The organism is Streptomyces rectiviolaceus, assembly GCF_039533825.1.
Lineage (GTDB): Bacteria > Actinomycetota > Actinomycetes > Streptomycetales > Streptomycetaceae > Streptomyces > Streptomyces rectiviolaceus.
Genome location: NZ_BAAAUG010000201.1, coordinates 1 through 20864 on the forward strand (window position 1 = coordinate 1; position 20864 = coordinate 20864).

A 20864-nucleotide genomic window follows, 5' to 3' on the forward strand; every position below is an offset into this window, starting at 1 on the left:
CCAGGTCGAGGCGGGCCTCGGCCCGGCGCTCCACGGCGTGCAGGCGCAGTTCGCCCAGGCGGGAGCGCTCGGCGCGGGCCCAGGCCTCCTCGGTGAACTCGGCGTAGGCGGGGCCGCGCCACCGGCCGATGGCCTCCTCCAGGCGGTCGAGGGCTTCGTGCGGCGGCAGCGTCGCGGCGGCGGTCACCGCCTGCTCGAAGCGCCAGGCGTCCACGGTGCCTGGCTCGGCGCGCAGGGCGTACCCCGGCCCTTCGGTGACCAGGAGCCTGGCGGGTGTGCGGGGCGGGCGCTCCGGCTCGATGGCGCGGCGCAGTGCGGCCACGAAGGTGCGTACCGCCCCGATCGCGTCCTGGGGCGGATCCAGCCACAGGTCGTCGACCAGGCGGGCGACGGGGACGACGCGGCGGCGGGCGACGATCAGCCGGGCGAGCACCGCGCGGTGCCGCGGCCCCTTCAGCACGAGGGCGTCCCCGGCACCGTCCCAGGCCATCACCGGCCCGAGGACCCCGAACTCGACCGGCACCCCGAACCACCCTTCCCGTGATCATCGTCCCTGGTCACGGTAGCGCGCTCATTGGATGCTCATCGGCGCCCCGCAGGCTCGGAGGCACCTGTTCCGCCACCGATGTCCCGCCACCGATGTTCCGCCACCGAGAAGGACGCGACCATGACCCCTGCCATCGAGAACTTCACCTACCGGCGCGTGCCCGTCTCGCAGGGCGTCAGCCTGAACGTGGCCGTCGGCGGCTCGGGCCCGCCGGTCGTGCTGCTGCACGGCTTCCCGCAGACCCATCTGATGTGGCGGCACGTCGCCGCCGAACTGGCCGCCGGCCACACGGTGATCTGCCCCGACCTGCGCGGCTACGGAGCGAGCGACAAACCCGCGGAGACCGACGGCACCACGTACTCCAAGCGCACCATGGCCGCCGACGTCGTCGCCGTGGCACGCGCGCTCGGCCACGACCGGTTCGCGCTGGCGGGGCACGACCGCGGCGCCCTGGTCGCGTTCCGCGCCGGGCTGGACCACCCCGAGGCGGTCACGCACCTGGCCTGCCTCGACGTGCTGCCCACGCTGGACATGTGGGACGTGATGCACGGCGTCACCGCCGCCGTCGGCTTCCACCTCTATCTGATGGCCCAACCCCCTGGCCTGCCCGAGCAGTTGATCTCCGCCGCCCCGGACGCGTTCTTCGGCCACTTCCTCGACGTCTGGACGAACGACCCTTCGGCCATCCCCGCCGACGTACGCGCCGCCTACCTGGACGCCTGTCGCGCAGCGGTGCCCTCGATCGTGGCCGACTACCGCGCCTCCGCCGGTATCGACGTCGACCACGACCGGGCCGACCGGGACACCGGCGGCGTGCTGCGGATGCCGGTCGCCGTGCTCCAGCAGGACTGGGGCTCCGCGCTCGGCTTCGACGCGGCTGCCCTGTGGCGGGCCTGGGCACCGGACCTGCGGCACACGCCCGTCACCTGCGGCCACTTCATGGCCGAGGAATCCCCCGCCGAGATCGCCGGGGCACTGCGGGACCTCCTCGCCCGCTGACGCCTCCGGTCCGCCGTCCCGCGTAAATGCGTTGGGGATAGGTGCCCCCACCACATACCGTTTCCCGGTCGAACAGCCGATCAGACGATCAGCCGAACAGTCGAACACGGTAAGAGGAGAAGACGCGGTGGAGCACAACGGATGGGCCGACGAACGGTTCGGGGCGGTCGCGGACGTCTTCTCGCGGAACTTCACCGAGTTCGGTGAACTCGGCGCCTCTGTCGCGGTGTTCGTCGACGGACGCCAGGTCGTCGATCTGTGGGGCGGCGTCGCGGACGAGCGGACCGGCCGCCCCTGGGACGAGCACACGGTCGTCCCGGTCTTCTCCTGCGCCAAGGGCGTCGTCAGCGTCTGCGTCCATCTCCTCGCCCAGGAGGGGCGACTGGACCTCGACGCGCCGGTGGCCCGTCACTGGCCGGAGTTCGCACGCGGCGGCAAGGAGGCGATCACGCCGCGCATGGTCCTCGCGCACCGCGCCGGACTCCCCGTCCTCGACCGCTCCCTGAGCTTCGACGAGATCACCCAGTGGATGCCGGTGGTCCGCGCGATCGAGGAGCAGAAGCCGCTCTGGGAGCCGGGCGCCGCCCACGAGTACCACGGGCACACCTTCGGCTTCGTCCTCGGCGAGCTGATCCGCCGCGTCACCGGCCTCACCCCCGGTGCGTACTTCCGCGAGGCCGTCGCCGACCGGCTCGGCCTGCGGACCTGGATCGGCCTGCCCGAGGAGGAGGTCGCCCACCTGGCCCGGCTCGCCGAGGCGGAGGGCAGGCCGGGGAACCCCGACCCCGAGTCCCTGATCATGCGGATCGTGACGATGAACGGGGCGTTCGCGTTCCCCGGCCTCGACGCGCCGCACGGCTGGAACGACCCGGCGCTGCTGCGCGCCGAGATTCCGGGCGCGGGCGCGGTGTCATCGGCGCGCTCCCTGGCCACGCTGTACGCGGCGGCGGCCACGGGAGTCGACGGCTCGGCACGGCTGCTCACCCGGGAGACGGTCACCGACGCGCTGCGCGAACTCACCGCGGGTCCCTCCTGGTCGGGCTTCCCCGACCTGGGCGCCCGCTGGGGCTCGGGCTTCCTGCTCGACGCGCCGCGGTTCCGGCCGATGCTGGGCGCGCGCAGCTTCGGCAACGACGGCTCGGGCGGTCAATTCGCCTTCGGGGACGACGAGTTCGGCGTGGGGTTCGCCTACACCGCGAACCGGATGATCGGCCATGGCGACGCCCGGTCCGCGCGTCTCATCGGGGCGGTCGAGGAGTGCATGTCGAAGGCATAGCCACCGGCCTCGTCAGGGGCCCGCGGTCCGGGCCGGGCCCTGGTCGAGCAAATGGGCCAGGGCGGCCACTGCGTCGGCTGCTTACCGGCCGGTGAGGGCGCCAGACTCGGCAAGCTCCGGATCGCGCAGCTTCGCGCAGGGAGAGGTCCTGCAGGTCCGCTCGGGCGGCGATGTCCTCCAGGCGCGCCGCCGTATAGCCGTGCGCCGCCGTTTCCGCCAGGGCCGCGGCGTGCAGCTCGTCGACGGTGCGGAAGTGGTCGATGTCCGGCAAGCCGGACAGAAGGCCATGTGCGCCACTGGATCTGCTTCCGCTGACGACCGGGTGCGTATGCTCACCGACTCGGCCCGGATTTCTGTTCGCGGATTTCTGTTATCTCCGAACGCTCACGCGATCTCCCAGGTGTAAGGCCACAACGTGCCGACGAAGAAAGCGAGTGAGGCAGTCCATGATCGGTGAACACGATCCTCTGGTGACGGCGGCGCAGACCGGGGACCAGCACGCGCAGGACCAGCTGGTGGCCGGATATCTGCCGCTGGTCTACAACATCGTCGGGCGGGCGCTCGACGGCCACGCCGACGTCGACGACGTGGTGCAGGAGACCATGCTGCGGGCGCTCGCGGGCCTGGCGTCGCTCCGGGACCCGGCGAGCTTCCGGTCCTGGCTCGTGGCCATCGCCATGAACGAGATCCGCAGGCACTGGCAGCAGCGCTCGTCCGGGCAGAAGAGCCCGAGCCCGCTCCACGAGGCGCACGACGTCGTGGACCCCGGCGCGGACTTCGTCGACCTGACCATCATCCGGCTCGGCCTTGTGGGGCAGCGCCGCGAGGTGGCCGAGGCCACCCGCTGGCTGGACACCGACGACCGCGCGCTCCTGTCGCTGTGGTGGCTCGAGGTCTCGGGCGAACTCACCCGGGCGGAGGTCGCGTCCGCCATGGAGCTGCCGACGCAGCACGCCACGGTGCGCGTGCAGCGGATGAAGACCCAGCTGGAGACGGCCCGGATCGTGGTCCGCGCGCTGGCCGCGGCGCCCCGGTGCCCGTACCTGAGCGACGTGGTGGCCCCCTGGGACGGCACGCCTTCCGCCCTCTGGCGCAAGCGCCTGGCCCGGCATGTCCGTGACTGCGCGATGTGCTCGGGCCACGGCGCGGGCCTGGTATTGGCCGAGCGCCTGCTGGTGGGCGTCGCCCTGGTGCCGCCGTCCGCAGCGCTTGCGGCCCCCGGTGCGATACGTGCGGTGAGCGCGGCCGACGCGCACCACCTGGCGGCCGACTCACCGCACATGTCGACCGGCGCGCACCCCACGACGCCGAACGCGTACGAGATATCCGGCTCCCGGAGCGCCCCGGCGAGACACGCCGCCAAGCGCCACCGGATGCCACGCAAGGGCAGGACCGTGGCCGCGGGGGTCGCCGTGCTCGTGGTCGCGACCGGGGTCATCTACTCGGCCACGCGCCCCTCGGACGACGAGCAGACGGAGGCACAGCCGCTCACCGCGTCGCAGCCGCCCTCCTCGGCGGCGCCGTCCACCACCGCGCCCACACCCAGCAAGTCCCCGTCCGCCTCCCCCAGCAAGACGCGCAAGCCGTCCCTCAAGCCCACACCGTCGAAGACGAGGACGCCGAAGCCGAAGGCGACCCCGAAGCCCACCCGCACCAGCAGCGCTCCCCAGGCCCCGCAGGCCCCCGCGGGCAACTCGTACAGCGAAGAGGTCACCCGGCTCGCCAATGCCGAGCGCGCCAAGAGCGGCTGCGGCCCGCTGACCCTCAACAGCAAGCTGGGCAATGCGGCGCAGGGCCACTCCGACGACATGGCCGAGCGCGACTTCTTCGACCACACCAACCCCGACGGCGAGGACCCCGGAGACCGGGTCACGGCAGCGGGCTACAAGTGGAGCACCTACGGCGAGAACATCGCCGCCGGCCAGCGCACCCCGGCCGCCGTGATGGACTCCTGGATGAACAGCTCCGGCCACCGCGCCAACATCCTCAACTGCTCCTTCAAGGAGATCGGCATCGGCTACCGGCAGGGCAGCGGTGGCCCCTGGTGGACGCAGAACTTCGGCGCGCGGTGACCACGGCGCACTGATCGCCGCGTGCGGCGTGGACCGCAGGGCTCGACGGGCGCGGGCGCCTCTGCTCGAATAGCGTGAAATCAACAGGAATCTGCCAGGACTGGAGGCCTCGCGATGTCTGCGCAACCGGAAGGCACACCCTGCTGGGCGGACGCGATGTTCCCCGACGTGGAAGCCGCGAAGAGCTTCTACGGCGAACTGCTCGGCTGGACGTTCGACTCCGGCTCCGACGAGTTCGGCGGCTACACGCAGGCACGCTCGGACGGCAAGGCCGTGGCCGCGGTCGTCCCGCAGATGCAGGGCATGGACGGTCCCGCCGCCTGGAACCTCTACTTCGCCACGCCGGACGCCGCCGCGACGGCCGCGAAGATCCGCGACAACGGCGGAACCCTCGCCATGGAGCCGACGCAGGTCGGCGAGTTCGGCACCATGGCCACGGCCCAGGAGCCCAGCGGCGCGTCCTTCAGCATCTGGCAGGCGGGCACCCACGAGGGCTTCGAGAAGACCGGCGAATCCGGCGCGTACTGCTGGGCCGAGCTCACCACGCGGGACCCGGCGGCCACGGACGCGTTCCTCCCCTCCGTCTTCCCCTTCGAGAAGAAGATCATGGACGTCGACGACGTCGACTTCAGCGTCTTCCAGATCGGTGACCAGGCGGTGCTCGGGCGGCTCAAGATGACCGAGGACTTCCCGCCGGACGTGCCGCCGTTCGTCAACGTGCACTTCGCCGTGGACAACTGCGACGCCGCGATCGTCACCGTCACCAAGCTCGGCGGCCACCTGCTCTTCGGCCCGATGGACAGCCCCTTCGGCCGCTTCGCCACGGTCGCCGACCAGCAGGGCGCCACCTTCAGCATCATCGACCTGACGACCACGGAAGGCGAGATGCCCTCGTTCTCCTAGGGCGCCGCGCGCGGTTACGGCGCCCGCGTGAACGCCCGGCGGTAGGACCGCGGCGGCACGCCCCGGCGGCGTACGAACTGCTCGCGCAGGACGGCCGCGCTGCCGTAACCGACCCGGCGGGCGATCTCCTCCACCGGCAGGTCCGTGGTCTCCAGGAGTTCCTCGGCGCTGCTCAGCCGCAGGCCGACCAGCCAGGCGTGCGGAGTGGTGCCGGTCGCGGCGGTGAAGCGGCGGGCGAAGGAACGGCGGCTCATCAGGGCGCGGCGGGCCAACTCCGTTACCGGCAGCGGCTCGTGGAGATGCTCGCGGGCCCAGGCGAGCACCTCGGCGAGACGCTCGTCCTGGCAGTCCTCCGGTACGGGAGCTGCGAGGTACTGGGCCTGTCCGCCGTCGCGGTGGGAGGGCAGGACCAGGTCCCGGGCGATGGTGTTGGCCGTCGCCGCGCCGTACTCGCGTCTGAGCAGATGCAGGCTGAGGTCGAAGCCCGCGGCCGCTCCCGCGCCCGTGACGATCTGCCCTTCGTCGATGTAGAGGGCCTCGGCCTCGACGGTGACGTCCGGATGACGCCGGGCAAGGAGCTCGGCGAAGCGCCAGTGGGTGGTGGCGCGCCGCCCGTCGAGCAGCCCCGCGGCGGCCAGGGCGAACGCGCCGACGCAGTGGCCCGCGACCAGCGCGCCCCGCTCGTGAGCCCCGGCGAGCGCGTCGAGCACGGCGGTGGCGGGCGGCGTACGGAAGTCGGCCCAGGGCAGGGCGATCACGAGGTCGGCGGTGGCGAGCCGCTCCAGGCCGTGCTCCACGGTGATCGGCAGCCCCGCGTCGGTGCGGACCTGCCCCGGCCGGTCGGTGCACAGGGCGAAGTCGAAGCGGGGCAGGCCCGCGCCCCGCTCGTCGAACACCTCGGAGACGATGCCTGCGCCGAGGATGCCGACGCCCGTCGGGGCGTAGGCGGCGATGGTCACGAAAGGCGGCATACGGGAGTGTGGCACGCGTGGCACGTTTCCTGCGATCAGTGGCAGAAGGGCCACTCGTCGCGGCTCCGCCCGCCCGGAAGACTCATCGGCATGACAGACGCACTGATCGACACGCTGACCGACGCCCCGACCGGCACACCGGCAGACGCACCGACAGACGCACCGCTCGGCCGCAGCGCCGTGTACACGATCCTGACCACCGGCTACACCGGCTCCACCGGCCCCGGAGTCGCCGCCACCGTCTCCTACATCCGCGACGCGGACCGGCACGTGATCGTCGACCCGGGCATGGTGGCGAGCCGGAGCCGGATCCTGGACCCGCTCGCGGAGTTGGGCCTCGGCCCTGACGACGTCACCGACGTGGTGCTCAGCCACCACCACCCGGACAACACGATGAACGTGGGCCTGTTCGGCCGGGCCCGGGTCCACGACCACAAGGCGATCTACGAGAACGACCAGTGGACCGACCGCGACGCCGAGGGGTACGAACTCGCCCCGTCCCTGCGGCTGATCCGCACGCCGGGCCACAGCCGCGAGGACATCACCCTGCTCGCGGGCACGGCCGATGGCACCATCGCGTTCGTGGGCGACCTGTGGTGGCGGCCGAACGGCCCGGTGGACGACCCGGTGTCCCCGGACCACTCGGTGCTGCGGACGTCACGGCTGCGGGTGCTTGCCGCCGCCGATGTGATCGTGCCGGGTCACGGTGGTGCGTTCAAGGCCGACGAGTCGGCGCCGCTCTAGCCGCCGCACGCACCGTCCTCACAGCCTTCGCCTCACAGCCTCCACCTCACAGCCTCCGCCAGCGCGCGGAGGCGAAGGAGAAGACGCCGAAGAGGATGAGCCCGGCCGCGACGGCGGCCAGGAGCCAGGGCCCCGCGGGGGTGTGCGCGAAGCTGCGGAGCGTCGCGTCCACACCCTTGGCCTCGTCGGAGTCGAACTGGACGGCCGCCGCCACGACGAAGATGCCCGCGGCGGCGAACACGGTGCCACGTGCGACACCGCCGGTCACACCAAGGGCCGTGACGGTCTGCCGTGTGCGGCCCTTGAGGGAGCCGAGGTCAAGCTGCCGCAGGAAGCGGCGCATCATCGCCCGTACGGCGAGCACGCCCCCGACACCGATCAGCACGCAGCCCGCGGCGCCCACCAGGAGGCGGCCGTAGGGAAGTTCCAGCGCGGACTTCGTCCAGTCCTTGGACTTGGCGTCGCCGCTGGAGCCCTGGCCTCCCCCGGAGGCGTACGCGGCGGTCGCCCAGCAGACGAAGGCGTAGAAGAGCGCCCTGCCGCCGTCGAGTGCCCGCGATGCGGCCTTCCGGCGCGGCCCCCGTTTCAGGAGCGCGCGGGAGCCCCGCCACAGGGCCATGCAGCCGAACCCGACCACCAGCGCCCACAGCATCACCTCGCCGAAGGGCTGCTCGGCGACCTGGGCCAACGCGCCCTCCCTGTCGGCCTGTTCGCCTCCGCTGCCGAGGGCGATCTGGAGGGCAAGCGCGCCGATGAGGACGTACACGACGCCGCGTGCGACGAAGCCGGCCCGGCCCGCCGCCGTCAGCGATTCCTTCTCCGCCGAGCGGCGGCGGACCGCGGCCTTCTTGGTCCGGCCGCGGGCGTGCACTCGTGACGGCGTCATCATGTCCTCCCGGAAACCTGGGCGCGCGGTACGCGCCCGGTCCCCGAGTGCCCGGTCGGTGGTCGGCCATGCCTGGTGGTGGTCCCCGCCCCGGTGCCTCAGATGACGTCCGTGAGCAGGAAACCGGCGATGAGCAGACCGAACCCCACCGGCGCGACCACGACGAGCGCCAGCAGCGGCACGAATCCGATGAGTCCCTCGCGGACGGTCCTGCCGGGCTTGAGGCGGCCGTGCGGGCGGCTCAGTTCCGTCCGCAGGTCGAGGCGTTCGGCGGCGCGGTCCGACACGACCACGCCCGCGCCCGGCGGCCTGCGCAGCAGCGCCCTGCGCACCAGGACGTCGACCTTCTCGTCGCTTCCCGCGAGCTTGTCGAGGACGAGCCGCACGCCGTGCGCGTCGGTGAGGATCAGCCGGTCGTCGGTCCGGGTCTGCCCGGGCACCTCGAGGCGGCCGACCTTGGTGAGCCGGGCGAGGTCGACGGTGTGCCGCCCGGTCAGGGTGCGGGCGGACAGCAGGTCGCCGTCGTGCGGACGGGCGCGCCAGCCCATGTGGGCGTAGGACGCCACCAAGGCGCTGATGAGGAGCGACGCCAGGTTGAGGAAGAGGAATCCGTCATCGATCAGCCCGGCCCTGATCAGGAGCACGGGCACCACGAAGAGAAGGGGTGGCGTCAGGAGGACGACGATGTCGGCGATGCGCCGCGCCGTTCGTCCTTGTCCGGCGGACACCTCCGCGTTTCCGGCGGAGTCGGCGGTGGTCCCACGAGCGTCGATCGTCACGGCGGTGACGCTATCGCGCGCGGATCGCCCGGCGACAGGCACCTCAGAGCAGTGCACCGCCGGGCGTGGATCCCCGTGGCGGAGCGGTGATGTGAGGGCATCCCACGGCTCCCGGCACGAACTCCATGCCTGTCTCATCCGCCATCGCGGCGAAGAACTTCCGGCCGTCGGCGGACTGCCTTGAGGTGGTCCACGCGTAGGCGGACCACGGATCCGTGGCGCGGTGGAGTGCCTCGCGTCCCAGGCCCAGGCCCTGCCAGGGCCCGGCGATCGTGATCGTGTTGATGTGGGCGGCGCGGCACGGATGGCACACCTGGTAGTCGAGGTGCCCTACGACGTGGTCCCTGCCGTCGATGAGGGTGATGACCTGGCGGCCAGCCGCCACCGTCGCCGGGGCGCACCGGTAGGTGACCGCCTGCGGGCCGGGGGGAGGCGGCCTTCGGAGCTTCACCGCGGTGCCGCGCTCACACGGGCCGCCGGGTGACGATGCGTGACTTCGTCGGCACGGGACATGGCGAGCACAGTAGCCACGGGACACGACACCCGTATATCCCCGTACCGGGTGGCATTTCGTACCGGGATGGACGGCATCGGGCGGCCATCAGACCGGCTTCCGCGGTTCCATCAGGCGGGCGAGCAGGTCGTCCAGGCTGACCAGGCCGGTGAGCCGGCCCGATTCGTCGCAGAGCACGGCGAGCGAGGCACGGCGGCGGCGCAGTTCCTCGACGGCGTGCGCGAGGGTGTCGTCGGCGGCGAGTTCCGGGACGGGGCGCGCCAGCTCTCGTGCGGTCAGGGCACGGCTCCGGGCACGGGCCACCAGGGCGTCACGGGCGTGCACCGAGCCGAGGACGGTGGCGCCGTCCCGCACGAGCAGCCGGGTGCGGTCGCTCGCCGCGGCCACCTCGAGGACCTCGTCGATGCTCGCGTCGGCCGGGACGGAGGTGATCTGCGCGGCCGCGGTCTGGAGGTCGCCGACGGCGGTCAGCGGCGCGGTGAGCGAGGTGGTGATGAGCCCGGAGTCGACCTCGCTGATGAGACCGAGCCGCCACGACTCCTGGACCAGGTGCGCGAGTTGCTCGCGGTTGTGGACGGAGGTGAGTTCGTCGCGCGGGGTGACCTTGCACAGGCGGACGAGTGCGTTGCTGACCTTGTCGAGGAGGGTGAGCAGCGGGCGTACGGCCTTGACCACGGCCCGGAAGGGCGGGGTGAGCAGCATCGCCGAGCGCTCGGGGTGGGCGATGGCCCACGACTTGGGTGCCATCTCGCCGACGACCATGTGCAGGAACACCACGACGACCATGGCGAGCGCGAAGGCGATGCCATAGCTGAGCCCCGCGGGCAGGCCGAGCCTCTCCAGGAGCGGGTCGATCTCGTGGGAGATGGCGGGCTTGGAGACCGAGCCGAGGCCCAAGGTGCAGACGGTGATGCCGAGTTGGGCTCCGGCGAGCATCAGGGACAGTTCCCGCATGCCCGCGAGCGCTGACCTGGCGCCGCGCTGTCCTGCGGCGACCGCGCGCTCCATGCGGTGCCGCTTGGCGGCGACGAGTGCGAACTCCGCGGCGACGAAGAAGCCGCTGGCGATCAGCAGCAGGACGGTGACGAAGAGGGCCGTCGGGAAGCTCATACGGAGGCCTCATCGGGGGTCGCCGCGTCCGCTTGCGGCAGGCGCTCGATCCGTACGCGCTCGGGTACATGGCGGTCGAGGCCGAGCACGGCGACGGCGACGCGGCTCCCGTCGGACAGCGGCACGGTCAGCCGGTCGCCGATGGCAGGGAAGCGGCCGAGCCGGTCCACGATCAGCCCGGCCACGGTGTCGTAGTCGTCCTCCTCGGGCAGGTCGATGCCGGTCGCGTCGGCCACCTCGTCCAGGCGGCGGCCCGCGTCGACCAGCCAGCCGCCACCGTCCGCCACCGCGAGCTCGACGACGGTGTCGGACTCGTCGGCGATGTCCCCGACGAGCTCCTCGGCGATGTCCTCGTACGTCACGATGCCCGCCACTCCCCCGTGCTCGTCGAGCACGACCGCGAACTCGTCGTCGCGCTCCCGCATCTGCGCCACCGCGCCCGGCAGCGGCAGGGAGTCGGGAAGCAGCAGCGGGCGCCGGGCCTGTTCGCCCGCCGTGGTGCGGTCGAAGCGGGCGGCGGGCAGCCGCATCAGCTCGCGCACCCCGATGACGCCCGCGACATCGTCCGGATGGTCGCCCATGACGGGGTAGTTCGAGTGCCCGTGTTCGGCGATGAGCCGCACGGCCTCGTCCGCCGTCGCGTCCTTGCGTACGAAGGTGACGGCCGCCCGCGGGACCATCACCTCGTCCAGCGTGCGCTCGGAGAACTCCAGGGCGTGGTCGAGGAGTTCGGCGCTCTCGCGTGGCAGCTGACCGTGCTCGTGGGACTCGCCGATGAGGTGGCTGAGCTCTTCGAGCGTGGCGCCGTGGTGCAGTTCCTCGACGGGCTCGATGCCGATCCCGCGCAGCAGCCGGTTGGCCGCGCCGTCGAAGACACGGACGACAGGGCCGACGACCTTCAGGTACGCCAGTGTGGAGGCGGCCAGGGACTTCGCGAGCCGTTCGGGGACGGCGAGGGCGAGGTTCTTGGGAGCGAGCTCGCCGAGGACCATCTGGAGCACGGTGGCGACGACGAAGCCGAGGACCACGGAGAGGGCGGAGACGACGCCGTCCGAGAGGCCGGTGCCGTCCAGGGCGGGCTTCAGGAGCCCGGAGACGGACGGCTCGGCGAGGAAGCCGACGACCAGACCGGTGACGGTGATGCCCAGCTGGGCGCCCGAGAGCATGAACGAGAGCCGCTCGAGCACCTGCACGGCGCGGGCCGCCCGCCGGTCGCCCGCCTCCGCCTCACGGGCGAGCGCGATGCGGCTCGCGGCCACGTACGCGAACTCCTGCGCGACGAAGTAGCCGGTGCCCGCGGTCAGGACCAGGACGGCGAGCAGACCGAGGACGGCGGACAGCAACAGTGGCTCCGTTCCGATGAAGGGGCGTGCCGGTCATTCTCGGCGCGCCCGGGGCATCTCGCCACGTCGGACGAAGCACCCCGGACGTGTAACGACAGTGGGTGTAGAAGTACGGCTAACTTCTACACCCACTGTAAAAGAATCGCAAAGCGCACCCTGGGGGCGATCCCCCATCTAACCCTGAGATATGTCAGGAATCTTTGACAGGTGCCGGGGCCCGTGTCAGCTTTTCTTGACAGGCACGAAAGAGAGGCCGCGATGGCCGAGGTCCCGACCCCGGAACCGACGGGCGACGAGCTCCTGAAGGCACTCAGCGCGCTGGGCAATCCGCACCGCATGCGGATCGTTGCGGCGCTCACCGAGCGCCGCAATTACGTCAGCGCCCTCGCCCGCGAGATCGGCATGGGCCGTCCACTGCTGCACATGCACCTGAAGCTGCTCGAGGCCGCGGGTCTCGTCATCGGGTCGCTGGAGGTCGCCGAGGACGGCAAGTCCATGAAGTACTTCGAAGTGGCGCCGTTTCTCTATGAGTTGACGCCACAGCTGTTCGCCAGGGCGGTCCGGACGCTCTCCGAGACCCGCCCCAGAGAGAGCGCGGACCACAAGACCGCGGAACCCACGAAAGAGGAAGCGAAGTGAACGGACAACTGGTGACGCTCGCGGACGGAGGCGACGCCGTGGGCGCATGGGTCGGGGGCGTCGGCGCGGCCGGCTTCTTCCTTCTGCTGATCGTGATCGTCTGGCAGGTCGCCGCCACCTGGCGGGCCCGGATGCTCGCCGCCCGCGAAGAGCAGTACAAGGCGCTGGCCTCGAAGTACGCGCAACTGCTCGAGGACAACGTCGAACTGCACCGGCGCTCCATCGATGAGATGAAGCAGACCCGGGAGGAGCTGGCGCAGACCCGCCACTCCGTCAGCTCCATGGAGAAGATGATGCGCGAGATCGAATAGCGCCCGCGTGCGGTACGGCCGGGAGCGGCAACTCCCGGCCGTACCGGTGCGGCACACACCCCGGGCCGAACGGCCCGGACTCACACACCCACCCGTACGCCACGACAGGTCATCACACCTACAGCGCCGTGGTGCGGGCCCCGTGCGCCCTGTGCCGGTCACCGACCGGCGGCGCGCCCCACGTAGAAGGAGACTACTCATGCGTCCGCTGCTCCGGCGCGCCGCCGCCGCGCCCTCGGGCCGGCGCTCCAAATGGCTGGTCCTCGCCGCCTGGCTGATCCTCGCGATGGTCCTCGGACCGCTGGCCGGGAAGCTCGGCGACGTGGAGGACACGAGCGCCAATGCCTTCTTGCCGCGCGGCGCCGAATCCGCGCAGGTCAACACGGAGCTGGAGAAGTTCCGTGACGACACCGTCATGCCGGCCGTCGTCGTCTACACCGGCGAGGGCGCGAACGAGAAGGTGGCCGCCGCCGACCGGGCTCCTTTCGCGGAGTTCACCGCCAAGGGCGAGCAGGTCTCGCGGCCGATGCCCTCGGACGACGGCAGGGCCCAGCTCCTCCTGGTCCCGATGTCCACCGATGACGACGACGTGACCGACAAGGTCGACGAACTGCGCGAGATCGCCGGCGCGAACGCGCCACCGGGCGTGGACGTCGAGGTCGGCGGCCCTGCGGCCTCGCTCACCGACCAGGTGGCGGTCTTCGACACCCTCGACTCGACGCTGATGATCGCCACCGGCATCGTCGTCGCCGCCCTGCTCCTGATCACGTACCGCAGCCCGGTCCTGTGGCTGTTCCCGCTGATCTCGGTCGGCTTCGCCGCCGTCCTCACCCAGGTCGGCACCTATCTCCTCGCCAAGTACGCGGACCTGCCCGTGGACCCGCAGAGCGCGGGCGTCCTGATGGTGCTCGTCTTCGGCGTCGGCACCGACTACGCCCTGCTGCTCATCGCCCGCTACCGCGAGGAACTGCACCGCCAGGAGGACCGGCACAAGGCGATGGGGACCGCGCTGCGCCGCTCGGGTCCGGCGATCCTCGCCTCGGCCGGGACCATCGCGGTCGGCCTGGCCTGCCTGGCCTTCGCCGACATCAACTCCTCGCGCTCGCTCGGCCTGGTCGGCGCCGTCGGAGTGGTCTGCGCGCTCTTCGCGATGATCACTGTCCTGCCCGCGCTGCTCGTCGTCGCGGGCCGCTGGGTGTTCTGGCCGTTCGTGCCGAGGCACGGCACGCCCGCGCGCAAGGAACGTACGGTCTGGTCGCGCATCGGCACCGCCGTCGCACGGCGGCCCCGCTGGTCGTGGATGATGTCCGTCGCCGTCACCGGCGTCCTCGCCCTGAGCGCCTTCGGCATCAACATGGGCCTCACCCAGTCCGAGATGTTCCAGGACAAGCCCGAGTCGGTCGTCGCCCAGGAGAAGATCTCCGCCCACTACCCGTCGGGCGCGTCGGACCCCGCGAAGATCGTCACGAACACGGGCCGGGCCGCGCAGGTCCGTTCGGCCGCGTCCGACGTCGACGGAGTGGCCCGGGTCGAGAACGGCGACCGCTCCCCCGACGGCGAACTCACCCAGCTCTCCGTGGTGTTGAAGGCCACCCCGGACAGCCGGGCCGCCAAGGACACCGTCGACGCGCTCCGGGACGCCGTGCACACGGTCGACGGCGCGGAAGCCCTCGTCGGCGGCACCACGGCGCAGACCCTCGACACCCAGCGCGCCGCCGACCGCGACCTGAGGACGGTCATCCCGATCGTCCTCCTCGTCGTACTCGGCGTACTGATCTGGCTCCTGCGCTCACTGGTCGCCCCGCTGCTCCTCCTGGCGACGGTGGTCCTGTCGTTCTTCGCGGCCCTCGGCGCGTCGAACGTGCTCTTCGAGAGCGTGCTCGGCTTCGCGGGCGTCGACTGGTCGATTCCCCTGATGGGGTTCGTCTTCCTGGTCGCGCTCGGCATCGACTACAACATCTTCCTGATGCACCGCGTCAAGGAGGAGGCCGCCCGCCTCGGCCACGGCCACGGCGTCCTGGAGGGCCTGACGAGCACCGGCGGAGTGATCACATCGGCGGGCGTCGTGCTGGCCGCGACGTTCGCCGTCTTCGCCGGGCTGCCCCTGGTGACGATGGCGCAGTTGGGCGTCCTTGTCGGCATCGGGGTCCTGCTCGACACCTTCCTCGTCCGTACGGTCCTTGTGCCCGCCCTCGCCCTGGACCTGGGCCGCTGGTTCTGGTGGCCGGGCCGCCTCTTTCACGACCTGCGCCGGGGCGAGGACTCCAAGTCCGGGGACGCCGCGCGCACTTCGCCGGAACCGGCGCGTGAGCCTGCCTGAACGTCAGTCGGTGATGGTGACGCAGGGCAGGCCCACGCTGCCGCCGCCGCGGAAGCCCTCCGCGCAGAGCCGGGTGCCCGCGGGGAAGTGACGCTGCGGGTAGGCCTGGTCCCGGTAGGTCCTGAACGCGGCGACGTCCTCCACCTTGGTGTGGGCGCTCCAGCCGTTCGTGGTCCACACGCGGGCGCTGATGCGGTGCGGCTGGTTGGTGTTGGTGACCGACACCTCGACCCTGCCGAGATAGGTGCCGCTGTCGTAGGTCCTGATACAGACCGAGTGGTTGCACCACTCGCCGTCGGCCGCCGCCGACGGGCCGGTGACGATGACACAGCCGAGCGCCGCGGCCATGGCGCCGATACCCGCGGTGATCTTCCTGGTGATGTCGTGCATGATGAGTGCCCCTCAAGCCTTCGTCATGGTCCGGCCTGACATGCCGGACCCCGGCAGACCAACGCGAGGCAAGATCATCAGTTACGGCTTCCCCCGATCGTCTCAGCAGGGCCTGCGCCACTCGTCCAGGTTCAGCTTCTTGCTCATCGAGGACAGGCCGAGGCGGCGCGCCTGGGTGCAGAACTTCTCGTTGGGCACGGCGTACTCGACGTGCAGCACCGCCTTGCCCGCGTCGATGAAGGGGGTGAGTGACCCGCACTCGTCGTACTGGGCGCACTCCTCGTTGACGGCGAAGTCGAAGTCACGCACGAGCTGCGGGATCTGCGGGAGGTCGTTCTTCAGGCCGACGGACATGCCGCGCTCGTGCGCGAGGCGGGCGACCATCCGGTTGAAGGCCAGTTGATGGCGTGCGGTCAGGGGGAATCCGGTGCGGTTCAGATAGCTGTCGAGAAGGTCCGGCTCGACCGCGTCGAACCCCTTGCGGCGGCACATGTCGAAGCGCTCGGCGAGCAGCGGGCGCAGCACGTCGAGCCGACGGATGTCGAGCCAGCGCTCTCCCTTCCAGCCGTTGGCGCGGCCGAGGACCGATGCGGGGTAGTCATCGCTGTCCGGGCGGAAGGACTCCCAGGCACCGGCGTTGATGTAGCAGATGACGCGGCGCCCGTCGCGGTGCAGGCGGGCCACGTCGGAGGCACGGTTCTCGAACCCGTCGATGTCGTAGACGGGGACGTCCACGCGCGGGTCGACACGGCCATTGAGCTGCCATTGCCACGTGGTGCCGGGACGTGGCCGCCAACGGTCGGATGTGCCGCCCTCCTTCTCCGCCGACGAGCAGCCGGCGAGCAGCAGGACGCCGGCGAGCAGCGGGCCCAGCCAGGTGCGGTGCCTCACGACGTGCCCCCGTCCGCGGCCAGGGGCGGCGGCTGCGTCCAGGGGTTGGGGCCCGCGCCGGGCACCGCGCAGTGCACCCCCGCACCACGCTGCACGGCAGTGCGTCCCGCGAGGCGGGCCAGCGCCGGCGGCACTCCGTAGACGAGGTGGCAGAAGTGCTCGGGAGGATGCCTGGCCGTCCAGGACGGGGCCGTGAACGAGCGCAGATACGTCGTCCAGTGCCCCTCGAACGTGACGAGCAGGTCGGCGGCGCGGGCGTAGCCCGGCGCCGGATGCACCCCCGGGTTGAGGACGACCGTGTCCGCGCCACGCCCCCGCGCCGAGCGGACCAGGCGTCGGCAGTGCCGTAGCTCGCGGCGGCCCGGCGCGACCCGGTCGAGGAAGCAGCCGTCCACGTCGTACCAGTCGCGGTGCCGGTCAAGGTCGTCGGTGACGGCGCCGATCGGCCGCTTCCCGTAGTCCGTGTCGACGTACCCGAGAACCCGCACCCCCGCATCGCGCAGAGTCCGCGATGCGGCGGTGAAGGCCGGGTCTGGGGCCGTGCCCGGGCCGTCGGCGGCGTTCAGGACGATGCCGTACAGCTGGGGCGCGGCCGCCAGGAGCGCATCCCAGGCCGCGGGGTCGGCGGCCGGGTGGACGTACAACGGCACCAGCAGGGTCATCGCGGATCCCCGGCGGCTGGCGCGAGGCGCGGCGAGCCGTCGTCCGCGCCTCCCGGCCGGGTCCGTGGCGCACCGTCGACGGCCCACAGCTCGGTCACGGAATCCCGCAGGGAGTGCGTCGGCGTCCAGCCCAACTCCCGTTCCGCCGCGCCGATGTCGGCGCACTGCCAGGGCACGGCCACCGAGCGGCCCACCTTGCCGAGCGACTCCTCGACGCGTCCGGTGAAGCCCGCCGCGTCGACCAGGCCGTGCACCAGGTCGCGCACCGGAACGGCCCGGCCGCTGCCGATGTTGAGCAGGCGTGGCAGCCGCCCCGGCCGAGCGAGCGCGAGCGCGACGGCGTGCGCCACATCGCGTACGTCGACGAAGTCCCGGTACGCGGACAGGTCGCCGACCTGGACGCCGCCGTGCGGGGTCCGGGACACCGCACGGCCGAGTTCGGCGGTGAGCCGCCCCGGCAGTCCGGCCCGTGGAGCACCGGGGCCCACCGGATTCGTGACCCGCAGCACGAGCGCGTCGAGCTCGGCGCCGAGCACGGCGAGGGTTCCGGCCAGCTTCGTGGCTCCGTACGGGGCGACCGGTCGGGCGGAGCTGTCCTCCGCCGTCCGCTCGCCGATGCCGGTCGGCCCGTACTCGGCGGCCGAGCCGAGGTGCACGAGGCGCGCGGCGGGCGCCGCCGCGCGCAAGGCCTCGCACAGGGCCGCGGGACCACGGGAGTTGACCTCGGCGAGGGTCAGCGCGCTGCCGCCGACCGCGCCCACGCAGTTGACCACGGCGTCGGGCTCGGCCCGGGTCAGCTGCTCGGCCAGTGCGGCAGGCGTCATGGCGGCGAGGTCGACCCGGAGGTCGTCCGATGGGGCGCGGCCGCCGCGGAGCAGCCGCACGCCCGGCAGGGCGTGCAGCCGCTCGGCGATGTGCCCGCCCAGGTATCCGGTGGAGCCCAGGACGAGAATGCGCACGGCCTGATCACGCTCCCTTGAGGAGAAGGGAGCGGTGCGTGGTGAACTCCGCGTTCGCGCGGTCGTAGTCGTCCGGGCGTCCGATGTCGAGCCAGTAGCCGTCGAACGCGTAGGCGTGCGGCGGGGTATCGGTCTTCAGCAGGTCGAGGACCAGTTCGTCGAAGCCGAGCGGCAGGCCCGGCGTGTAGGAGGCGAGCGTGTCGCGCGAGAGCCCGTACACCCCCATGGAGACGCGGTAGTCCACGCTCGGCTTCTCCGTGAAGGCGACCACGCGCTCCGATTCGGTGGTGAGCACTCCGAAGTCGATGCGCACCTCACGTGCGTACGTCGCGATCGTCAGCGGCGCCCCGGACGTGCTGTGGCTGTTCAGGACGTCCGCGTAGTCGAGGTCGGTGAGGATGTCGCCGTTCATCACGAGGAAGTGCTCGGGCAGCCGGTCCATCATCGTCAGGAGCGGTCCCATGGTGCCGAGCGGGCTGTCCTCCGTGGAGTAGCCGACGCGCAGGCCCCAGCGGGCGCCGTTGCCGACGTAGGCACGGATGATGTGGCCGAGGTGGCCGATCGCGATGGTGCAGCTGGTGAATCCCGCGGTCGCCAGCTGGCGAAGCACGATCTCCAGGATCGCGTACTGGTCGCCGATCGGGACCAGCGGCTTGGGCAGCGCGGTGGTGTACGGCAGGAGCCGGACGCCCTTGCCTCCGGCGAGTATGACTGCGTGCATGGTTCGTCTCCCCTGTGAGTGACCCGAAGTGGTCAAGTGGCCTGATGCGCGGATGGGCTGACGGGCAGCTGGGCTGACGGCCGGTCAGGGAGGCTCAGATGTTGTAGATGTCCGTCTTGTAGCGGGCCAGGTTGGCCGGGTCGCGGAAGAACTCGACGGTGCGGGCAAGGCCCTGCTCCAGGTCGTGTCCGGGCTCCCAGCCGGTGGCCGCGCGCAGCCGGCTCGCGTCGGCGACCAGGCGCATCACCTCGGAGGCTGCGGGGCGGATGCGCTGTTCGTCCTCGCGCACGTCGAGGTCGGCGTCCATCACCTTGCCGATGAGCCGCACCAGGTCACCGACGGAGATCTCGCCGCCGGTGCCCGCGTTGAAGGTGCGGCCCACGACGGCGTCCGCGGGCGCCGTGCCGACGGCCATGAAGGCCTGTGCGGTGTCCGCGACGAAGGTGAAGTCGCGGGTCGGCCGCAGGTCGCCGAGGGTGATCTCCCGTGAGCCCGAGGCCACTTGGCCGATGACCGTCGGGATGACGGCCCGCATCGACTGGCGCGGCCCGAAGGTGTTGAACGGGCGCAGGGTGACCACGGGCGTCTCGAAGCTCGCGTGGTAGCTGTCGGCGAGCCGGTCGCCGCCCGCCTTCGAAGCGGCGTACGGGGACTGGGTGTTGATGGGGTGGTCCTCGGTGATCGGCACGGTCTGCGCGGTGCCGTACGTCTCGCTGGTGGAGGTGTGCACCAGGCGCGGGATCTCCAAGTGGCGTACGGCTTCTAGGACGTTGAGCGTGCCGGTCACGTTCGTGTCCACGTAGCTGTGCGGGGCCTGGTAGGAGTACGGGATCGCGATGAGGGCGGCCAGGTGGTAGACGGTCTCGGCGCCGGTGACCAGGCCGCGGACCGACCCGGGGTCGCGGACGTCGCCCAGGACGATCTCGACCTCGGCGAGCACGTCGGGCGCGAGGGTCTCCAGCCAGCCGTAGGAGGAGAAGGAGTTGTACTGCGCCATCGCGCGGACCCGGTGGCCCGACGCGACGAGCGCCTCGGTGAGATGCGAGCCGATGAAGCCTTCGGCTCCGGTGACGGCGACGAGTGGTGCGGATGCCATGACTGCTCCTGATGACTGACGACGTGAAGGTGACGGAGGTGGTGCGGCGGGTCGGCGCCGGGGCGGGCGGCTCAGGCGTGCGCCGTTGGCCGGCCCAAGTGGTGGACGGCGACGGCAAGCAGCGCGAGGACGGCGGCCGTACAGCCGATGAGTTGCGCGGTGGGCGCCGAGACGGTGCCGGTCAGCGGAAGCGCCGTGGCGGTGGCCGCGGCGGCCAGGCAGGGCGCCGCGGACGGCCAGGCCACGCCGAACGCCTGGAGGAGCAGGGCGATCCACAGCACGGCGCCGAGCAGCAGGAGCCTGGCCGTACTCGCACCGACGAGTACGGCGCCCAGGGCGAGCGGCACGAGATAGGCCACGCCGCACACGGCGAGCGCACGCGCGGCGCGCAGCCGGAAGCCCCGGGGGGTGGTCGAGGCGTGCAGGGCGGCCACGGCGAGTCCGCGGTAGCGGTAGAGAAGCCACTCGGCGGGGCCCATGCTCAGCGTCAGCACGATGACCGCGTACGGCTCCTGGTGCCCCGCCCCCGCGGTCAGCGTCCCGGCCGCGAGGCCGAACAGACCGTACGGAAGGGAGCGCACCATGCGTGGTGCCGGGCCCGGCGTCGGGGCCGCCCGCAGGGCCGAGCGCAGTGCGTGCGCCGCGGCGGCCGTCGCGAGCAGGACGGTGAGCAGCGGCAGACCGGTCCGCAGGAGTTCCGGCGGCTGCCACCACGGCTGGGCGGCCGCGGC

General features: G+C 71.9%; 21 protein-coding genes and 1 pseudogene. 8 read left to right on the forward strand and 14 right to left on the reverse strand.

Annotation, left to right across the window (positions count from 1 at the left end; all coding sequences use genetic code 11):
• The coding region (locus ABD378_RS40410; protein WP_344529809.1) for an AfsR/SARP family transcriptional regulator at nucleotides 1-523 on the reverse strand (523 nt) is incomplete at its 3' end.
• 144 nt (nucleotides 524-667) lie between these two features.
• Between ABD378_RS40410 and ABD378_RS40415 the strand changes: the two genes are divergently transcribed.
• The 4 genes from ABD378_RS40415 to ABD378_RS40430 all read left to right on the forward strand — a co-directional run bounded on the left by ABD378_RS40415 (nucleotide 668) and on the right by ABD378_RS40430 (nucleotide 5797).
• Nucleotides 668-1546 carry an alpha/beta fold hydrolase gene (locus ABD378_RS40415; RefSeq protein WP_344529811.1) on the forward strand — a complete coding sequence of 293 codons (879 nt, stop codon included), beginning with the start codon at nucleotides 668-670 and terminating at the stop codon, nucleotides 1544-1546.
• A 127-nt stretch (nucleotides 1547-1673) separates the two neighbouring features.
• Nucleotides 1674-2822, forward strand: a complete 1149-nt coding sequence (locus tag ABD378_RS40420; RefSeq protein WP_344529813.1) for a serine hydrolase domain-containing protein — start codon at nucleotides 1674-1676, stop codon at nucleotides 2820-2822.
• Between the two features lie 446 nt (nucleotides 2823-3268).
• Nucleotides 3269-4894 carry a sigma-70 family RNA polymerase sigma factor gene (locus ABD378_RS40425; protein WP_344529815.1) on the forward strand — a complete coding sequence of 542 codons (1626 nt, stop codon included), beginning with the start codon at nucleotides 3269-3271 and terminating at the stop codon, nucleotides 4892-4894.
• Between the two features lie 114 nt (nucleotides 4895-5008).
• On the forward strand, nucleotides 5009-5797 hold the full coding sequence (locus ABD378_RS40430; protein WP_344529817.1) for a VOC family protein: 789 nt from the start codon (nucleotides 5009-5011) through the stop codon (nucleotides 5795-5797).
• A gap of 14 nt (nucleotides 5798-5811) precedes the next feature.
• Here the strand turns inward: ABD378_RS40430 and ABD378_RS40435 are convergent, their stop codons facing one another.
• Complete coding sequence (locus tag ABD378_RS40435) at nucleotides 5812-6768, reverse strand: GlxA family transcriptional regulator (protein WP_344529871.1); 957 nt, start codon at nucleotides 6766-6768, stop codon at nucleotides 5812-5814.
• 90 nt (nucleotides 6769-6858) lie between these two features.
• On the opposite strand from ABD378_RS40435, the gene ABD378_RS40440 reads away from it, so the two are divergent.
• Nucleotides 6859-7512 carry an MBL fold metallo-hydrolase gene (locus tag ABD378_RS40440; RefSeq protein ID WP_344529819.1) on the forward strand — a complete coding sequence of 218 codons (654 nt, stop codon included), beginning with the start codon at nucleotides 6859-6861 and terminating at the stop codon, nucleotides 7510-7512.
• Between the two features lie 46 nt (nucleotides 7513-7558).
• On the opposite strand, the gene ABD378_RS40445 is transcribed toward ABD378_RS40440, so the two are convergent.
• The 5 genes from ABD378_RS40445 to ABD378_RS40465 form a co-directional block, all read right to left on the reverse strand.
• Nucleotides 7559-8398: a DUF1206 domain-containing protein gene (locus tag ABD378_RS40445; protein ID WP_344529821.1), complete on the reverse strand. Its 840-nt coding sequence runs from the start codon at nucleotides 8396-8398 to the stop codon at nucleotides 7559-7561.
• Nucleotides 8399-8496: 98 nt separating this feature from the next.
• Nucleotides 8497-9177 carry a hypothetical protein gene (locus tag ABD378_RS40450; protein WP_344529823.1) on the reverse strand — a complete coding sequence of 227 codons (681 nt, stop codon included), beginning with the start codon at nucleotides 9175-9177 and terminating at the stop codon, nucleotides 8497-8499.
• Nucleotides 9178-9220: 43 nt separating this feature from the next.
• Entirely contained in the window at nucleotides 9221-9628 is a 408-nt protein-coding gene (locus tag ABD378_RS40455) for an N-acetyltransferase (protein ID WP_344529825.1), read from the reverse strand.
• Nucleotides 9629-9778: 150 nt separating this feature from the next.
• Nucleotides 9779-10801 (reverse strand): hemolysin family protein, encoded by a 1023-nt coding sequence (locus tag ABD378_RS40460; RefSeq protein ID WP_344529827.1) that lies wholly within the window; start codon nucleotides 10799-10801, stop codon nucleotides 9779-9781.
• On the reverse strand, nucleotides 10798-12141 hold the full coding sequence (locus ABD378_RS40465) for a hemolysin family protein (protein WP_344529873.1): 1344 nt from the start codon (nucleotides 12139-12141) through the stop codon (nucleotides 10798-10800). The genes ABD378_RS40460 and ABD378_RS40465 overlap by 4 nt, the downstream gene beginning before the upstream one ends.
• Before the next feature lie 261 nt (nucleotides 12142-12402).
• Here ABD378_RS40465 and ABD378_RS40470 point away from each other — a divergent pair, with 261 nt between their 5' ends.
• The 3 genes from ABD378_RS40470 to ABD378_RS40480 all read left to right on the forward strand — a co-directional run bounded on the left by ABD378_RS40470 (nucleotide 12403) and on the right by ABD378_RS40480 (nucleotide 15414).
• Nucleotides 12403-12783, forward strand: a complete 381-nt coding sequence (locus tag ABD378_RS40470; RefSeq protein WP_344529829.1) for an ArsR/SmtB family transcription factor — start codon at nucleotides 12403-12405, stop codon at nucleotides 12781-12783.
• Nucleotides 12780-13094, forward strand: a complete 315-nt coding sequence (locus tag ABD378_RS40475; RefSeq protein WP_344529831.1) for a hypothetical protein — start codon at nucleotides 12780-12782, stop codon at nucleotides 13092-13094. The genes ABD378_RS40470 and ABD378_RS40475 overlap by 4 nt, the downstream gene beginning before the upstream one ends.
• 199 nt (nucleotides 13095-13293) lie before the next feature.
• On the forward strand, nucleotides 13294-15414 hold the full coding sequence (locus ABD378_RS40480) for an MMPL family transporter (RefSeq protein WP_344529833.1): 2121 nt from the start codon (nucleotides 13294-13296) through the stop codon (nucleotides 15412-15414).
• 3 nt (nucleotides 15415-15417) lie between these two features.
• Here ABD378_RS40480 and ABD378_RS40485 read toward each other — a convergent pair whose 3' ends face one another.
• The 7 genes and pseudogenes from ABD378_RS40485 to ABD378_RS40515 form a co-directional block, all read right to left on the reverse strand.
• Nucleotides 15418-15804 carry a hypothetical protein gene (locus tag ABD378_RS40485; RefSeq protein WP_344529835.1) on the reverse strand — a complete coding sequence of 129 codons (387 nt, stop codon included), beginning with the start codon at nucleotides 15802-15804 and terminating at the stop codon, nucleotides 15418-15420.
• A gap of 102 nt (nucleotides 15805-15906) precedes the next feature.
• Nucleotides 15907-16695, reverse strand: a complete 789-nt coding sequence (locus tag ABD378_RS40490) for an endo alpha-1,4 polygalactosaminidase (protein ID WP_344529837.1) — start codon at nucleotides 16693-16695, stop codon at nucleotides 15907-15909.
• Nucleotides 16692-17357 (reverse strand): spherulation-specific family 4 protein, encoded by a 666-nt coding sequence (locus tag ABD378_RS40495; protein ID WP_344529839.1) that lies wholly within the window; start codon nucleotides 17355-17357, stop codon nucleotides 16692-16694. Before ABD378_RS40495 ends, ABD378_RS40490 begins: the two co-directional genes overlap by 4 nt.
• On the reverse strand, nucleotides 17354-18316 hold the full coding sequence (locus ABD378_RS40500) for an NAD-dependent epimerase/dehydratase family protein (RefSeq protein WP_344529841.1): 963 nt from the start codon (nucleotides 18314-18316) through the stop codon (nucleotides 17354-17356). Before ABD378_RS40500 ends, ABD378_RS40495 begins: the two co-directional genes overlap by 4 nt.
• Nucleotides 18317-18323: 7 nt before the next feature.
• Entirely contained in the window at nucleotides 18324-19037 is a 714-nt protein-coding gene (locus tag ABD378_RS40505; RefSeq protein WP_344529843.1) for a nucleotidyltransferase family protein, read from the reverse strand.
• Between the two features lie 94 nt (nucleotides 19038-19131).
• Nucleotides 19132-20133: a GDP-mannose 4,6-dehydratase gene (locus tag ABD378_RS40510; protein ID WP_344529845.1), complete on the reverse strand. Its 1002-nt coding sequence runs from the start codon at nucleotides 20131-20133 to the stop codon at nucleotides 19132-19134.
• A gap of 71 nt (nucleotides 20134-20204) precedes the next feature.
• Nucleotides 20205-20864: pseudogene (locus ABD378_RS40515) on the reverse strand (hypothetical protein); the annotation flags it as partial.

Bases quoted from the DNA above. Each gene is read 5' to 3' on its own strand.
- ABD378_RS40415 (WP_344529811.1), top strand. From the start codon at position 668: ATGACCCCTGCCATCGAGAACTTCACCTACCGGCGCGTGCCCGTCTCG.
- ABD378_RS40425 (WP_344529815.1), top strand. From the start codon at position 3,269: ATGATCGGTGAACACGATCCTCTGGTGACGGCGGCGCAGACCGGGGAC.
- ABD378_RS40430 (WP_344529817.1), top strand. From the start codon at position 5,009: ATGTCTGCGCAACCGGAAGGCACACCCTGCTGGGCGGACGCGATGTTC.
- ABD378_RS40435 (WP_344529871.1), bottom strand. From the start codon at position 6,768: ATGCCGCCTTTCGTGACCATCGCCGCCTACGCCCCGACGGGCGTCGGC.
- ABD378_RS40440 (WP_344529819.1), top strand. From the start codon at position 6,859: ATGACAGACGCACTGATCGACACGCTGACCGACGCCCCGACCGGCACA.
- ABD378_RS40445 (WP_344529821.1), bottom strand. From the start codon at position 8,398: ATGACGCCGTCACGAGTGCACGCCCGCGGCCGGACCAAGAAGGCCGCG.
- ABD378_RS40460 (WP_344529827.1), bottom strand. From the start codon at position 10,801: ATGAGCTTCCCGACGGCCCTCTTCGTCACCGTCCTGCTGCTGATCGCC.
- ABD378_RS40470 (WP_344529829.1), top strand. From the start codon at position 12,403: ATGGCCGAGGTCCCGACCCCGGAACCGACGGGCGACGAGCTCCTGAAG.
- ABD378_RS40480 (WP_344529833.1), top strand. From the start codon at position 13,294: ATGCGTCCGCTGCTCCGGCGCGCCGCCGCCGCGCCCTCGGGCCGGCGC.
- ABD378_RS40485 (WP_344529835.1), bottom strand. From the start codon at position 15,804: ATGCACGACATCACCAGGAAGATCACCGCGGGTATCGGCGCCATGGCC.
- ABD378_RS40495 (WP_344529839.1), bottom strand. From the start codon at position 17,357: ATGACCCTGCTGGTGCCGTTGTACGTCCACCCGGCCGCCGACCCCGCG.
- ABD378_RS40505 (WP_344529843.1), bottom strand. From the start codon at position 19,037: ATGCACGCAGTCATACTCGCCGGAGGCAAGGGCGTCCGGCTCCTGCCG.
- ABD378_RS40510 (WP_344529845.1), bottom strand. From the start codon at position 20,133: ATGGCATCCGCACCACTCGTCGCCGTCACCGGAGCCGAAGGCTTCATC.